At 49.5% G+C, this 16,241-nt stretch carries 13 protein-coding genes; 3 read left to right on the top strand and 10 right to left on the bottom strand.

The window, feature by feature from the left end:
- Positions 1-141 precede the first annotated feature (141 nt).
- From IPM50_03145 to IPM50_03135, 3 genes are all read left to right on the top strand, one after another.
- Entirely contained in the window at positions 142-819 is a 678-nt protein-coding gene (locus IPM50_03145) for a ribbon-helix-helix protein, CopG family (GenBank protein QQS33596.1), read from the top strand.
- Positions 816-3,197, top strand: a complete 2,382-nt coding sequence (locus IPM50_03140) for a hypothetical protein (GenBank protein ID QQS33595.1) — start codon at positions 816-818, stop codon at positions 3,195-3,197. The genes IPM50_03145 and IPM50_03140 overlap by 4 nt, the downstream gene beginning before the upstream one ends.
- Positions 3,198-3,542: 345 nt before the next feature.
- On the top strand, positions 3,543-5,597 hold the full coding sequence (locus tag IPM50_03135) for a hypothetical protein (protein ID QQS33594.1): 2,055 nt from the start codon (positions 3,543-3,545) through the stop codon (positions 5,595-5,597).
- A gap of 41 nt (positions 5,598-5,638) precedes the next feature.
- Here IPM50_03135 and IPM50_03130 read toward each other — a convergent pair whose 3' ends face one another.
- The 10 genes from IPM50_03130 to IPM50_03085 form a co-directional block, all read right to left on the bottom strand.
- Positions 5,639-6,427, bottom strand: a complete 789-nt coding sequence (locus IPM50_03130) for a nucleotidyl transferase AbiEii/AbiGii toxin family protein (protein ID QQS33593.1) — start codon at positions 6,425-6,427, stop codon at positions 5,639-5,641.
- Complete coding sequence (locus tag IPM50_03125) at positions 6,427-7,245, bottom strand: type IV toxin-antitoxin system AbiEi family antitoxin (GenBank protein QQS33592.1); 819 nt, start codon at positions 7,243-7,245, stop codon at positions 6,427-6,429. The genes IPM50_03130 and IPM50_03125 overlap by 1 nt, the downstream gene beginning before the upstream one ends.
- A gap of 56 nt (positions 7,246-7,301) precedes the next feature.
- Positions 7,302-7,691 (bottom strand): hypothetical protein, encoded by a 390-nt coding sequence (locus tag IPM50_03120; GenBank protein QQS33591.1) that lies wholly within the window; start codon positions 7,689-7,691, stop codon positions 7,302-7,304.
- 140 nt (positions 7,692-7,831) lie between these two features.
- On the bottom strand, positions 7,832-9,850 hold the full coding sequence (locus tag IPM50_03115; GenBank protein ID QQS33590.1) for a type IV secretory system conjugative DNA transfer family protein: 2,019 nt from the start codon (positions 9,848-9,850) through the stop codon (positions 7,832-7,834).
- Between the two features lie 11 nt (positions 9,851-9,861).
- Complete coding sequence (locus IPM50_03110; protein QQS33589.1) at positions 9,862-10,590, bottom strand: hypothetical protein; 729 nt, start codon at positions 10,588-10,590, stop codon at positions 9,862-9,864.
- Positions 10,587-11,675, bottom strand: coding sequence for an AAA family ATPase (locus IPM50_03105; GenBank protein ID QQS33588.1), 1,089 nt, complete (start codon positions 11,673-11,675; stop codon positions 10,587-10,589). The genes IPM50_03110 and IPM50_03105 overlap by 4 nt, the downstream gene beginning before the upstream one ends.
- Positions 11,672-13,006, bottom strand: a complete 1,335-nt coding sequence (locus IPM50_03100) for a hypothetical protein (GenBank protein QQS33587.1) — start codon at positions 13,004-13,006, stop codon at positions 11,672-11,674. Before IPM50_03100 ends, IPM50_03105 begins: the two co-directional genes overlap by 4 nt.
- Positions 13,007-13,018: 12 nt before the next feature.
- Positions 13,019-14,296, bottom strand: a complete 1,278-nt coding sequence (locus IPM50_03095; protein ID QQS33586.1) for a hypothetical protein — start codon at positions 14,294-14,296, stop codon at positions 13,019-13,021.
- Positions 14,297-14,316: 20 nt separating this feature from the next.
- Complete coding sequence (locus IPM50_03090; GenBank protein QQS33585.1) at positions 14,317-15,111, bottom strand: hypothetical protein; 795 nt, start codon at positions 15,109-15,111, stop codon at positions 14,317-14,319.
- A gap of 152 nt (positions 15,112-15,263) precedes the next feature.
- Positions 15,264-16,010, bottom strand: a complete 747-nt coding sequence (locus IPM50_03085) for a lytic transglycosylase domain-containing protein (protein QQS33584.1) — start codon at positions 16,008-16,010, stop codon at positions 15,264-15,266.
- Positions 16,011-16,241 lie beyond the last annotated feature (231 nt).

The following is a 16,241-nucleotide window of genomic DNA, read 5'->3' as shown; positions in this document are numbered from 1 at the left end:
GTTAGGCGGTGTCATCAAAATTACAAACCGCAGTTCTCGCCATATTTCTCGCAAAAGGCACGTATTTTGCTCATGTCCAAATGGTCGGAGAAATTACAAGCCGACGAATTGGTGACAAAACGCCGCCACAAAAATCGAGAGATGAGAAAGCGAGACAGAGAGAAAATAGTAAAAAACATCGAGTTGGGTATCGAGTCAAAGCAGGGACGGCCGATCAGCGTCAGGCCCTACGAAGACGACCACAAAAAACTTGAAGAGATCGCAGCCGAAACCGGTGAGAATAAGTCGGCGATTGTGCGTCGAATGATCCATTTCGCCTTGACCGATAGACACCAGCATTTTGCTTCGGGTCGCTGTCAGGAAAAGCTCGATTGGCTTGTGCGAACCGGCCGCCAGAACGAGACGGTTGATCTTGCTGTAAGCGGCAACATCGGCGAGATTCGAGAAAGCATTGATCGAATGGAATCGGACTTCGAAAATGCACTAGAACTGCTACGTCAAGCAAGCTCGCTGACTACCGAAATCTACTCGATGTCGAGCATGTCGATTTCCTCGTTAAATCTCGTTTTCACAAAGCTCATCGAATATACGTCGCCGGAGACCAGCGACCGCAAACAGAGTGTTGTTATCGCCTCTACCGCAATGGCTGAGCTGATCGAACACGCCGTGTCCGATCTTAAGAAATGTCTCCTGTTCCACGAGCACGTCTCAGGAAACGAATCCCTTCACAACAGCTACCTTGCAACCAAGGTACGAATACTAAAACAGCGAATCGATTCCTTGCCTAAACCCGCGAATCAAATAGCGAGCGAATCATGAGAGTTATTGCCAGCGTTCAATCAAAAAGAGGCAGTTCTCGCGGTCTCATTCATTATCTAGCGCACAGTAAGATCGACCGGAATGCAGAGCCCGAAAAAGGTCGTGAACTTTTTAACGAGTTTACCGAACATCTTACCGTACGAAGCGCAAACAACTTTCTTAAATCCGATTGCGGCAAAGGGCGTCCGTCAAACAACGAGCTTCACCACCTTGTTCTTTCATTTCGGCGGGAGGATTTTCAACAACTTGGTTCGACTGATGAGGAACGCCAGCGGCAAGTAAAAATCGTCACAAGATTTGCCATCGGACAGCTAGAAAAGAGTCTCCAAAGCGAGCGGCTTGCGTGGGCAGGCGCCGTTCATCTCAACACAGCAAACCCGCACGTTCATATCGCAATTCAAAAGCAATATCTGACCAAAGATCTTCAGGGTAGATCGCTGAACAAAATTCCGCGTGAGGCGCTTCCGCATTTTGAAATCATCGATGGAGAGAAACGGATTGTCGACGGTATTCTGATCGAATCCGCGAAGAAAAAACTTCAGGAGTTTGTTGCGAAACGGACACCTTCACGGGAACATGCCAATGACAAGCAGCACAATCGAAATGCTCTACAAATACATGACGCCATTAAGTTTCAAAAAGGCGACGGAAATATTCACGAACGAGAGATTCTACGCCGGGGTATTCTTGCCGAATATCAACTCAAATTTAAGGAAGAAAAAATTGCCTTTCTAATAGAAAATCGTGAGAGCCTCAAGTTTCCGATCAGGGATCCGGAGAAAGCAATAACGCTAAGAGTCTCGCTCTTGGAGCTGAGGCAATCAGCAACCAACTCCGAAGACTGGAGCAAAACACCGCAATCACGTCAGATCATAGCGATAACCAACAGCATACTCGCCCGGGAAGAATCGGAATTTTTCAAGCTAAACGAGGAATCTGCGTCTATTCGTGGCGAAGCAAATCTGATCCGAACCGACTATAAAAAAAGAGGAGTAAAATTACCGCCGCCCGCATTCAATAAACAAGAACTCGATGAACTTCAGAGCGAATGTCTAGCGAACACGAAAACGCGTGAATTTCGCTATCTTGAGCAGGTGAGAACCGACCTTGAGAACAAGAAAGAAATCGCACCTAGAACTGTTTCTGATCTTGGACTTCTCGCTGGACAAAAAGCGGTTTCTGAAATGAGGATGCAGCTACATCAGCGGCAGCTCTCGGACTTCAAAGACAACGCGTATTACCGAAAGGTGAAGGTTGGAAACGATCGAGTCTCTTTGGCGATGATAGCTCGTCAAAATGATGTCAAGAACAACGGTCGCTCTGTTCTCCAAAGCATTCGCTCGGCAATCGAATATCTGACCAACAAGCCCTCAAGCCGAAATTCCAAGTCAAGGGAAGTTTTTCTATTTGATTCGGTCAATAGTTCTCTGAGTGAACAATCCTTGCAAATGCACAAATCGATGCGGCAGGAGCAAAAGATTGTTGGGGTTCTGAGTGAAGTCCTTGATCGAAGCAGCACCTTCGATACAGTGAAGCCAGTGTTTTCTGCCGATCAGATCATCGAAATTGACACACTCTCAAGAAAACTCAAATTTCCCAAAGAATACGCATCCAATTGGAATCTCCAAAAGACGTCGATTCAAGGGGCGGTGGCCAGCCAACACGGAGCTAAAGGAAAGATCGGCCCCGCAGAAGCCGGGAATCTTTCTCACGCGATCGTTCGCCGCACATTGGCAAGAGAAATTCTTTGCAATATCGGATTGAATAAGACAAAAGAAGACCTGGCATTCTACCGACGCTCGAAGCGTTTTCACAGATTTGCGATCGAGGACAAATCGAACGGCTCGATGAGTTATCTGAGTCTCAACGATGTCGATCTACCACGAAAAGGTTCGATTCTGGACCAAGCACTGAATCTACTGCTAGAGGGCAAAGATCACAGAACCTTGAGACGCGAGATCGAAGGCCGCGCAAAGGATCGCGAGAGATGTCTCAAAGCGGACGTGGCGGCCGCCAAAGAACTGTCGCTGAATGCGGCCAAAGAGGCTTCGGAGTTTAAGCAACTGTCCCTGTTGGGTAGTGCTGCGGATCTCACTTACCAGCCTATCTTCACAACAAGCGAGATCACTGAGATCGAGAAACGCATCACAGTGACATCGAGCAGCCGGGAAGCAAAGCGACTGAACTCAATACTCAAACACTCGGTCGGAATTGATGGGACGAACTTCAGGGAGCTTCTAGCATCGGTCGTCGATCCAAAAACGAAAGCAGAGTCTGGCAAAGGACGAGATTCGACTGCCCATGAAAAAGGAGGATGGCCCGAGAGGGAAGATGTGACGATTGGTCGAGGTATTAGGACCGGAATCGAACGGAGTTGATATCTAAATGTATAGAAAGCCAAACCATAGTTGGTTGGCTGACTTCTAGGCACATGATTTGCCATTTCTTCGGGGGGCGGTTAGCCAACGAGCCGAAACGGGGAGGGGCGAGTTATGAAATATGATCTGAGCAATAAGGTAGTTGCTCGCTTGAATGAAGCAGAGTCTACGCTTCCAAACAGGAGTCTCGATCTCGGGAATATTAGCACTCCAGAATTGGGGCTTCTTTCACCCAACCGGAACGAAATTGCACCACGGGGTAGCGGTCGCGAAGCCGCGCTTTTCGCTTACTCCGAACGGCTGCGAAACAGCTACAAACAAAATGATGGCGGGCTGAGGGATGGTATGGTTTTGCTTAGCGATGCCTTCCGCAGCGGACAGCCGATTTCGATCACGTGTTTCTGTCGGGCAGGGCAGACGTGTCACGCAGATGTTGTTAAGCTCGCGATTGAGAAAGTTGCGAAGGCAATTGAGGTCAAAGAGCTGAATCGAGCCTCACGTCATACGCTTACCCAAGATTCAAACTTTCATCCGTCGAATCCACGCACAGAAAGAGCGATCAACGAGATCCTTTCGGTTAGCCGAGCAGACCTTGAGCTTTCAAAACTTGACGACACAGATGGCCGCAACAGGAGCGAGCACGCTTCGTTCTTGAACAGCAGATCACAGTTTCTCCGTGACACATACGAGCGTGGAGGAACCGTTCAGAATGGCGTTCTGATAATTCCGAAGGAGTCGCCCGATCTAAAATCACCGCTCGAACTCGCAACTCTTAACTACGGAGTAATCCGGCTTGAACCATTGGTCGGGTTCGACAAAGCTCGCGAAGTCGCACCACAGATCCTTGACTATGGAAAAGCCATCGCCGGCAGCAATGCAGATCGAGAGACCGAGGCAAAGGTCTTTCGTTGGATCTATGACGCGCTGGACGGGAAACGAGAGTTTTTGGATCGGGATCGCGATCAGTCGAAAGCAGAATCGACGACAGAGCGATTCGATCGGACTCTAGCAGAAATCGCAATTGTTGCGGGTGAGATGGAGAAGCTCGAACCAACTGACCGTTCGATCCAGTATGAGCCGCTTCTCGAGCCTGATCTCCACGATACGGAACATCAATTTCGAGGATCGGTCGAAGAGCCTGGTGAAACCTTCGAGCATCTTGCAACGGGACGAGATTCTGAACACGTTAATAGTACTCTCGGGTTTGAGCGCATCGAACTTGAGAGTACACATCTAAACTTTCTCGCTTCCGAAATTTCCGTGGAAGAGATGAAGCACTGGGCTGAGGTCAAATTTCCGGCACTGGACGATGCCCTGGAAAATGGCATTACGCCCTCCATTATTCTAAAACTTTTTAAGGCAAAAGCTGATAAGCCGATCGAGAACGATGTGAAAGGAAAGGAGCTAAATTACGAGGACCTGCGAATCGCATCCGCATATCTTGAGTACCAGCTAAATCAACCTGAAACGAGACTTCGACATTTCAACGAACGGTATCGAGACTACGCCCAGATGTTAGATCGCTGTCAGTCGCGTGAGGAAGTTATCGAAGCGTCATCAAGGATACGGATTGAAAATGCCTCTGTTGGGCTTCAAAGGCTGCAGAATGCCCAGAATCGAGATTCTAAGAACCTTCCTGCTCTGACACAGAAGGAGATGCAAATGTTGTTTACCGAACAGTCGCCTCGGCACTACACATCCGAAATGATCGTCGCGAAACTAAACTATGCGGGTGACCGCGAGACAACAAAAGCAAGAACTGAGGCTTTGAAAAGAGGCGAGATCGCACGCAGCCCAGAGGCCCAACAATTGATCGAAAGTCTGGAATCTCGAATGGAAAGAAAGTACTTGAACGATTCCTTATCAGCAACAAAGCACTTTCTACAGAGTCTCAAAACCCCGAATGAGGAACTCCGCTTCAAAAACAACTTCGACCACAGTGAACTTTACAGCAAACTGCCGCCTGCGGAGAGGGATTTCGTTTATCAAGTGGCCACCGAGCAGAAGGAAAAGCTAGAAACAACGGCCAGACTGACCACCCAAGAATCGAAAGGTCCCGTCATCGACGGAACTAACCAATCCACGCCCGATCTCCAACCAGGCAAGCTTCAAGCAGCGCTGAAAACCGAGCTGCTAGAATTGTCGCTCGCAAACGCCGATCCGAAGTTTGTTCAGGAACGAACCAATATGATCCTAGACGATCATTTGAGTTTAGTTGGAGCAAGAAGTGCGAATAACGACGCGAGACAATTGCTGACTTCCGAACTCAGCAGCATTGTTAATCAATTTAATGACAAGGAGCTATCCAAAGATCGTTTTCCATTCTCCACGCGTTCGGTGTCCGCAGGCGTTCGAAGTCGGGATGACCATTTTCAAACTACGTCCCAGCGTGTTCGGTAGTCTAAGTGCCCTTGGGTTTTTATGGCTGGCAAACCAGAAGCCTAGAGCTTTTCAACAAGTTCATCCTTTATGAAATTAAATGCCTCATGAGCATCATACTGTTCCGTTGGTCTCAACAACGCCCTTGTATCGCCAAGGAACTCGTCGTCCTGCATCTTGGTTTCGAGGTTCCTTAGAAACTGTTTTCTAGTTGGCGGATTGTCTACGGAAAAAGCGATATACTTTCGATAAACTTCAATGATCTGTTGAGAATCTGGCCGTTGCTCTTGATACGCCTTGTAAAGATCGTAGAGGTCGCGCCCTTTGCGACGCTGATACAGAGCCCTAAGCTTCGTTCCGAGAAGCTCTTCGATCCTGTATGTAACAATATCGGTACTTCCGCTAAACCAGTCAGATTCCGTTGCAAAGGGAAACTTCTGCAAGCCCATCACGTTAAAATGTTCGCGGCAGTTTATTTCGACTTTTAGTTTCAAAGGTTGGACCGGAGGTATTTCCGATTCGAATCGAAAACGGAGAGTATTATTGTCTTTCTTCTGAGCCACAGATGCCGGACCGACGAATTCAAGCCTGCTTTGAAGGCGGGCGAGCGTTTCTTTAATTGGTTCGGGTCTGATCTGAACGAGATCGATGTCTTCGGAATACCGAGGTTGCGGATTCAAATAAAGTTTATGAAGAGCGGTCCCGCCGCGAAACGCGAGGCGTTCGCGTAGGAAATCATCCGAAAAGATTTCCACAATGGCGCGTGTGATCACAAGGTCCTGCTCGACCTGTTCATTTGTCTGCCATGGGACGAAATTGGCCCATTGGGTGATATATGCGGCAGGAATCACTATTCGGTATCTATCGTTTCATTTACAACTACATTCCATCTCGTTTCAACCGGAAATCCACGTTTCCTTTTTGTTGTACTTAATGGCACAGGAAAGAACTTTTCGACATTTAACGCCGCGGCTTTATAGAGCCCGTCGGCGAGTGACTCTGCACCTGTTGCTGTTTCGAGCAGATAACCGAGCCGCTGAATTACGGCAGTTGGAACGAACTGAATAAACTCGTTGTTTAGTTTCTCGATGCGGATCGCTTCGGTCAGCTCTGAGAGCACTTCAACTACTCGGTTCAAACCGCCGACTCTTTTATGGTGCTGCACCAAATCGGCGGCGGTAAGTTCTGGCGAGGAAATCTTCACAACTCCAGTTTCGGTCTTTCGGTCTTCGAGAAGGTCATCTGGGATCTCTTTTCTGGTTATGTAATTTATCTTTATCCCCTTCTTCACGGTCGGCCTCATGGGCGGAAAACTCGTAAAAACAAAGAACTCTTGAGGCACCTGGTGTGCCGCGCCGTAAAATGCAGCAGCGTTTAAAAGGCCAACGTAATATGAACGCTCCAAGAAACGCATTAGTCCGTCAATAAATAGTGCCGGAGGAAGAATCCCGCGTGAAGAGTATTGAGGCGTGACAATAACGTAATAGCCCTTGTGGGCGGAAATTATGGTGCCCTTTCGTGATAATCGGTTCAGAGAACGTTTGATCGCGGTTTCAGAATACTGCGGCAGCTCACTCTCAACTCGATCCAGAGAGAAAGCGCTCCGGCCGAAAGCAATTTCCTTATCTACCCATTCTTCGACTCTAAGTTGCGAACTTTGTGATCTCATGAAAGTAATCCTTTGCACAAAGTACCACTTTTCGGTACTTTTCGCAAAGAAATACTTTACTTCGAATTCGAGGACATCGTTTTGTGATCTACCTGCTCAACCATTCCTCTAAGAGCCAAATCCTGTTCGACCGGTAACAACCGGGGTAGTTTGCCGACATCTTCTACAGTGAGAGCGGCTCCTTTCCATGTTCTTTTTTTCATAGGCGTTCCTACTAAAAATAATGTTGATGCCTCCTCACGCTCTTTGCCGATTGGGATGGCCCAGAGAGTGAACCGATTTTGGTCAATTCTTGAGTAAAGATAGAAGTAGTTTCTGTGGATCATTGAATGTCCGTCCGAAACGTAATTTCGATCCTTCTTTTCCCAGACGACGCCTTCGAGATCTTTCAGCGTTGCGGGGAACGAACCGCGTTTTTGGTGGAACTTCACCAGATCTCTGTTCATCGCTGCGGTTGCGTCAACGGGGATTTCTGAGCTTCGTTTTCGTTCCTGCGACCAAAGGGAGTAGACATAGACGCCGATCAAAATTGTGATGGCCAGCGGGGCTAGGATGAGCGAGATCTTGAGTCTATTTAGCATGCGTTTTAGATCGATGCGTGTTCAATCACCAAAGAACCTCCATTACCTTGGGCAGAAAAGTATCCCACCTCGACAGGAAGGTTGTTGAGAGCGTTGTAAACTGGATCCTTTTTCGCCGATTCACCGTCTAATTGATGTTCCAGCGAGTCAAGTGCTGGCTCTTTTGCAGATGGAAAAGCCAGTTCTGAAAGACGTTCCTTCGAACAGATTCGATCGACCTCAGATGAGATAACTTCTTTGAGAGCTGCCTTGTCATGTTCGGCAGCCTGGTTAGCCTGGCCCGAGTCTGTAAATGAGAATTGAGGATCAATATCTCCAAGGTGGATTTCGCGGGGTGTGCCTTTAATCGCGGCGGAATAAGTGTTTTTATGAACCGCAAAAGGCGGGTATGCAGCGCGGATCGGCGGGGCGGTGTCGCTGATAATCAACACTTCGGAATGGGCTGCTGTTTGTCGAATCTCATTCGGCAGCATGAGGGCACGCTTTTGCTCCGCGTATCTGGTGTTGTCCTGTTTCTTTCCCGGAAAGTCCTGAAATGTTTTTGAGAAGATCGTCGTTTCGCCCAGCTGCTTTGAGGCGTACTCGGCAGTCACATCGTCAAGGCCAGGCAGAAAGATCTTGGTCATTATGGTGCCGAGTATCGCATTCGCCTGCTCACGACCGTATTGGTCGTACATTTGAGGTAAGTCCTGATATCCGAGACCAAGTCCAACACCACGTCCGCGCCCGATACCCGATATTCTTTTGACCTCCGATACATTCAACTGGTAAGCCTCGTCTATGAGAACGAAGCACGGATGCTCTGGTTCATTTACACCATCGAGCCTCATTTCCATAACGGCCTGTCCGATGAAGGTAGCGATAAACTCTTTATAGACGTCGGCGGCCCCTTCCGAGACGACCAGGTAAATTGCTGTACCGGGTTTGCGAAGGTCTGCGAAGTTTATCGAGCGGCAGCCAAGTGCCGCTTCGTCTTTGGTTGGCGGCAACGTTACCATCCGAGCAGGTGCAAGTGTGAACGGTCGAAGCTTGTTGTACAAACCTATCAAAATGGATCCGCGAGTCTGAACCGGTGCCTGTCGAAAAGCTAAATACGCTTGTTTCGCGTAGAGGCTTGGCGAATTCATCATCGCATCGTTGAAGGCCTGATCGCCGTCACCGCTCAGGAAGAGAAGAAAGTCTGCAGCAAAGGCGGGAATTGCCTTCTCGCGAAAAACTTCTGCGATATGAAGTAAAATTGCGGTTAAAGCTATCTGCTCGGCGTCGCCCCAGAACGGATCGGCATTTGAGCGGCGTCGGCCTTCTATCCCGATCATCATTCCGGCAATCTGACACGCAAATGCCGGATCGTTTCTGCATTTCGGAATGAAGTTCCATCGATCGCTTCTTTTCGGTTCGTTGAGGTCCAGACGATAAATCGTTTCGGCGGAACGGGCAGTCTGGGCGAAAAGCTCGCCTTTTGGATCGTAAACCAGACATGACGACTTGTTCAGGATCGCCCGGATCATGGACATGAAAAAAGTCTTTGATTTACCGGAACCGGTCGGGCCGAACATAACAAAGTGGCGAAGCCACTGACTTGCGGGAAGAAATACATCGCGACCCCAAAACGCTTTTGCGAGAGGAAGCGCATTTGCAGGTAATGGCAATCCTCTAATCCGATTCATCAGACCGCAGCGAATCAGATCGGATGCCTTCGCCCACCGCGCTGAGCCATGAGCGGTACTCATTCGTCGAACGCGGTACGCCCACATTAGTGAATAGGAATCTACAAGCGAGCCCGCAATACAGATCAGAGCCATCGCCCAAAAGACCAAAGTTATCAGACCATAAACGTCTAAAAGATATCCCGCAAACAAGCAGACTATTGAACCGAGTAATCCCAAAGCAAAGAAGAAAACACACATGCCAATGTCAGCCGACCACTGCCAAAACGCTTGATACGATGGCAGATACTGCTCATTTGCTTTCCTTGGAATACCGTAGGAAGCGTCGAATTTCTCAATCCATTCACGCGAAAACATAGCTTGATCGGTTACCGTGTGTTACGAAGATAATCACTCTGTTCTTTCAGCGAATCATATGTCGCCGAAGTAATGGACGATACATCACCTCGCCAATGCCGGATCCTCCAGCCTGACGCACTCAATTGTTCAACAGTTGAAAGAGCTGCCGGAAAGGGTTTATCGCGGAGCGCTTCAAAATACAGAACGGTATTGGGTTCGCTTTGAGGGAGCGGAAATCTAAAAAGTAATTGTGAGCCTAGATCGGATTTTGGTACGGCCAGTACCTCAAATGAAAAGGGTTCGCGTCGATATATGATATGAAACGTGCTTCGCTCTGAAGTAATAGTTGCTGAATTTGATTGAATCCCGGGCGGCAGTAGTCGGGCGGCATTAACGTGGCGAATTATCCGATCGACATTCTCTGGGAGTCTTCCGTTTTGAGCATTCAGCGATAACACCGACAACGAGATCGCCATCCCCAGAGCCGACGTTTCTCTGAGTCTTACCGCATTATCATACTCGAGGCCGGAGAATGGGTCTTCGGTCTGCGATCCGGTCGGCGAAGACTCTTTTTCAGATTCAGGCCCACGAGTTTCAACAAATCGAACCTGGGCCGTTTCGCTCTGCGGCATCAATATTCTGACAAATCCGTAGATGCCGACCACGCAAACGACTACCAGTAGGCCAGCGTATTGACTGCGAACCACCGACTGTTTGATCGTCGAAAAAAGCCCCAATTTGGATTCTGTTCTATTCATAGGGAATTGTCGGCGAGCTGCGGCCACCTAATCTTCCAACTGGCATCACGCGAGCCTAGCCAAGAATCGATGTCCGGGTGGAAGGCGTGCATCATCCCCAAGAGATAGTCGAGTTGAAGAGTCAGCAGTTCTCTGGATGCTCCGGTCTTTACGAAATAGCAAAAATATCGGACCAAGTTTTTCGAATTCAGAGACTCAACCAAGTCGCGTTCGAGAGCCGCAACGATGTCGATCGACTCACGGACACTCGGATGATCTTCCATTCCGGCGATTCCGCGAACGGCGTCTATCAGCTTGGTTGTAAGTGCTAAGTGGGCTGAAGTCGCGCTTTTATTTCTTGTCGATAAGATCTCAAGCTCCTTTTCCAGCGAAGGACTCGCGAACCGGCTGTAAACGTGTCTCGAAATGAACGGCGAACTGAGTTTGTGGCGCAGATCATTTGAGGTCGTGATCACGATCGGTCTCGAATTCCAGTCGGGAACGCCTATCGTTCCGCCTTCGTATCGTGGAATGTAGATCAGTCCACGTTCGAGCGGCATAAGAAGTGAATCTTCAATGCTGGCCCCAAACTTATCGCTTTCATCAAGGATCAACACCGGCGGTGGTTTCATTGGAGTGCTCGACGCCGCGCTTGCCGCCAAGTCGTATGCCATTCCTACTTCACCAAGAATCAGAAATCGGCGCTGCCACTTAGAGCGTCGGGCATTGTCGAGAAACTCGGCCTGCTCGTCAAGTGGCAGTTGTTTTGCGAGAGCCAGGTGTTCTCTCATCCACACGGCTTGCTCTTCATTATCCCAGTCATAGAGGATCTCTTCCTGTTTTAACCCATCGCGTCCGGCAACAACACACATTGAAAGATTGCAGGCGGCGGCTAACGCTTCGGGAAATGCAGTCTTCCCGCTGCCGCGCGTACCGGAAATAAGCCATGCCCGTCCAGACTTAAGACTCTCACAGAAGTCTTCGAATACTTGCTCGTCGGGCACGTATCCGTGTCCAGCCATCAGTTGGAAAAGCTCACCGTGCTTTCCGTCTGAGACAAGTTCGCGGGGGTTGATCTGTGGACGGGATGCGTCAAACGGAATCATTCCTTTTTTGCTCCCGTTTCTGCGTTGGCAATTGAAGAGTTCGGTTCGGGTAGTTGCGTTACAAGTACGTATCCGGTGGTTCCGGCTAAGACCTCTAGGAACGTGTCCTCGGGTTCGTTTCCAAACAGTGACTGACTCGTGTCCTCGGAGAGTTTTTCGGACCCTCGGCGCAGCGGCTCAGATATTACTACTGTTCCCCCTGAACGGATTGAACCGACCGATCCCAATATCGAGCCGGCAGTATCTTTTATGCCTCGAAAGAATCGGGTCCACTTTCCGGTGACTCTTTTCCTGTTTCCGGGAATCCCTGAGGCACCGTCAGTTCCCAATAGTTCGCCGGTGAACTTCACCAGTTCACCAGAAACCGGATCGATCAGGCCGATAATGTTGACGAACGCTCTTACGGATTCACCGCCCCGTAGATTACCAATTAGAGTCGTGCCGGCCGGATAGGAATAACCCTTTCCTACAACCGGTTGTGTCAATTCCATACGGACGACCCCTCCGGAATTTCTAAGCGTGTAGATCGCTCCAATAAGACGGACCGTAAGCAGTGAGCCAAACGGCAGTGAGCCATTTACTTTTGGCTTCGGTGTGTCCGAGGTTGGCGCTGTAGTTGCTGCACTATTATTGCGAAATTGCTCATCTCTGACCTTTGTGACTCCAAAGAACAGCGAGCGTCCTAAGGGTTCGGTTGACGATACAGATTTTGACAGGGGAGTGTCGTTACCTTGTGGAGAATTCTTCTTTGTCTCCAGGTTGGTGGGCTGATCCTCTCGTTTGAGAGCGTCCCGGGAGGAGATATCAGTGCCAAGATTGAAGGAAGGCTCGGTTCTCGTTCGCGATGCTGACATCGAAGAGATATCGTTTGACTCGGTGTCAGCAGGAGCGGGTTTGTCGATCGATATCGGTTCATCGGATTGCCCAACCACAGAGTCCTTGCTTGGTATTGGCTCTTTTGACGCAACCATTGTGAGGGCAGCCTTAAGTTTCTCATCCTCGGTCATTGGAGCCGGAGATGAATCCTTTTGGCTCGTTCGATTGACGGCCTGGGGATTCGGCGTAGCGAACCAGCCCATACCGAAGAACCAGGTGATCGCTGTACCCATCAGTAACAAGAATACCGTGAACGCGGCAGCGGTTTTTAGTACCTTCGCGGTTCGGGAAGTTTTTCGTTCCGATCCGGTTTCAAGATCCAATTCATCATCATCAACTTCATCGTTCGAAAGTTCATTCTGATCAGCCAGCAACATTTTCTCGCGTTCTTCGTCCGCCTCGATGTCCGGTAAGGCAGTCGGAATATCGGAATTTGTAGTTAACGTAGTTTGCATCGCGTGTCTCCTTTATTTCGATCCGTTAAGAGTTGCCGAGATTGGGGCGTCGATAGCTTCGGTTTGAGCAACGGCGACTCGAATCTTCTGATTAACCCCGAGGAGCGGAGATTTGTAGACAAGAGCATAGAACGTCGTAGAGCCTGGTTGGACAAGGCCCTCAAACGCGGTTGTTTCCAAATAGCGGAGATCGAGTTTGGTGGTGAGAAGGCTGTTGCCGTCCTTGTCGAGCGTCTGGATCTGAAGTTCAGGGGAACCTCGAACGAGCCTTAGATTTGTTGATGCAGAATTGCGAATCGCAATAACAACAAGACGGTTTCCGGAATCAAGATCGGTGACGCGGGTCAGTGATAGTTCCAAACCGTGAAGAGGTGAAGACCACGCGGAGAGGTGCTTCTTTTGATCTCGAAGAACGTCAGCCAACCGCTTGTTTGCAGCCTTCGATATCTCAGCATCGGTCATTGCTCGCTTCGAACCCGCCCGCTTTGATTCGGGTATTTCGGCGAAAACAGCGTTTGAGATAGAGTTCAACTCCGAAATTGGAGAATCAGAAATCTTCTCTTCGGCGGGCCGTGCTGAACCGACCAGTTTGGATAGTGCCCGTGAGTTGATCGGAGGCGGATTCTTGGTGTCACCGCCAAGGTCAGACGCGAGTCCTGCAACCCTACGCGCCGAGACAACTGCTTCGCGGTCATATGAGATAACGCATCTGTGAGCATTCTTTTTAAGGTCGCTGACCGGTACCAGTTCGAGAATCAAAACCAGGCCGGACCGCATCTGCAGGCTGATCGCGGCAGAGGTCGCCCCGTCTTTTGAAGGGACGAATCCTTCTCCCGGGTAAATGGTTATCGATCGGTCGGTTTCTTTTGTCGGAGACTGAAACACTGACGCAAGCTTGGGGTTTCCCTCATGGATGTAATAGATTCCGTCCGATGCGGGAAACTCGACAATAGAAACTGCGTTTTGAGCCAGTCCCAGACGCACAACGGTAGGCTGCTTCGGGTTGACCGTTACATTTGCTTCTCCCGACAGGAAATCAGGGAGCGAAGCATTAACCACGGCAACGGGCTGTATTTCTTTGGAGACCGCTGAAATGTTTACGACCTTTTCATTTGAGGTCTGATTAGTCTCGTTCGAGATCGGGCGAACGACTTTCCTTATTTTAGGTTTGTGTACAGGCTTCCGGCTCTGCGGATAAACATTGACAACAAATGCCGACAGGACGACGAGAGAGATTCCAATTATCCTCGTAGTGTATTTTCCCAGATTTGAAATGCTTAAAGTTTTCATGATTCAGATGAGGTTCCTTCCTAATTACCGCCAGTTGTTTCACTGCCGGGTTGAATTGCTGATGATGTTTCCTCCGCATCGCCTATGAGCGATAAAGGCGAGATGGTCTTGCCGTTTACGGGTTCGACGCGAAACCGAAGAATGGTGAAGCCGGTTCTCAGGTTATTGTCGTTTCGGATCGGGGTCGCAGGGCTGTCCTTCAACAGAAATTTACATTTGAGCTGAACGGACTCTTCCACATCCTGGCCTGAGGCTTTTCGCCTTATCTTGCGCGTGCCGATCGCTCGCAGAATATATGGGTCGCTTTCATCGACGGATAAGTCCTGTAGTTCCCATGACGAATTTACGCTTTCTGTCTTCTCGGCGGCGAGAACGCCGTTCTGCTTTAGTCGATTGGCCATCGCCATCGAAAGATCAGGGTCGAGCATTCGGAGCAGTTTGTTTACTTGCGCCTCGCGCGTCGTTTGCTCGACTTCGTAAAGAGCGATTAGAAATTCCTTGACCAAATACTTCTTGTCAGTTGATGTAGGAACGTCCGGCGTGATGCTGACGGTTTCGGTTGCACCATAATCACGGTTGTTTAGTTCGACAACTCGTCCGCTCGATTTATCGACCACAATCCGGTCTGCCTTTCTAAAGATCAGGAACATGTTTATGCAGCCGCTCAGAACGAGGGCAAAAAGCAGCACGGCGAGGATCTTCAAAAGCGACGCGATCGTAACGATGTCGTCCGGGTCGCGAGTAAGGTAAGTTGGTGAACCGTTAACCATTTTCCCTGTATCGGGCGTTTCGATTTTTGTTTCATTTGCTTTCATAAGATTTCGGTCTCGAAAGGGCTAATGGCAAACGCAGTGCCAGACGCGAAATAGCCACTCTCGGGTCAATAGCCGGTTTCTAACTCCACATCGGCAGAAAAATTTGCCGAACGGTGCGAAAGTCGTCCGCAGTTGACTCGAAAATTCGCCGACTATCGATCGTGGGTTGATAAAACAATTTCTCCGGCAAAAGTTGAGCGAGCTCGCCGGGCCGAATTTGTTGGAATGTTTTGTCCGACAATAACAGGGCCGAAACTGAGTTGTCGCGGCTCGTCTGAAGTTTCACGAGAGATCAGGCTTCGTCTACCGGTTCGCGGATCATAGAAAACCAAAATTGCTTTGCTTTCCTGAACCTCCGTTGCCTTGATCTCCCTTTCACTCCTGGGATATTTCTCGGCGGCGAATGGCGTCGGAGCCGTGCCAAATCTGCCTTGCTGCTTGAGCCAGCGATACACCTCGACGCCTTGCGAAACATATCCCAGAGTTTCCTTATACGGCGGGACACCGTTGACCGTCCTCCGTTGGGAGGCATTGATCAATCGTCCGTTCGACTTTAGATTTCGCCCATAAAGATACGCAGAAACGGTGCCTTCGCCGGCGTTATAGGCGGCTAAAACAGACTCAAGTTTCCAATCAAATAGCCGTCCCAGATACTTCACATACTTCGCCGCCGCATACAGCGATGAGGTCGGCTCATACGGGTCTTTTAACCCAAACCGGGCAGCAGTCGCGGGCATGAACTGCATCAATCCCTGAGCGTTCTTTGGACTTGTCAGCCATGGCCGGAACCGCGTTTCGTTATAGGCGATTGTCCATAGGATGAGCGGGTCGACGCCTTCGCTTTTTGCGACCTTTTCTATCGTCGCCTCGAACAATCTGGCACGTGAAAGTACATCCATTCTTCCGAGTGAAGTTCGAGAAACCAGTTGTTTTTCCTGCGCTGTAGCATCTAAAGGGAAACCAGCAAAAAGTAGCAAGAACAATGTGATCGGGTGTGTGATTCGTTTTTTCATATCACCCGTCCTTCGCAACCGATGTGCCACCCATGCGCCGCCCAATGTGCCACCGAGCCCGATCATCGAACGGCACGAACCTTGCAGAGCGGTTGAAAGTATTGACGTATCTGGACC

The organism is Acidobacteriota bacterium, from assembly GCA_016700075.1.
Taxonomy (GTDB): domain Bacteria; phylum Acidobacteriota; class Blastocatellia; order Pyrinomonadales; family Pyrinomonadaceae; genus OLB17.
This window is presented reverse-complemented; position numbering and strand designations above follow the sequence as displayed.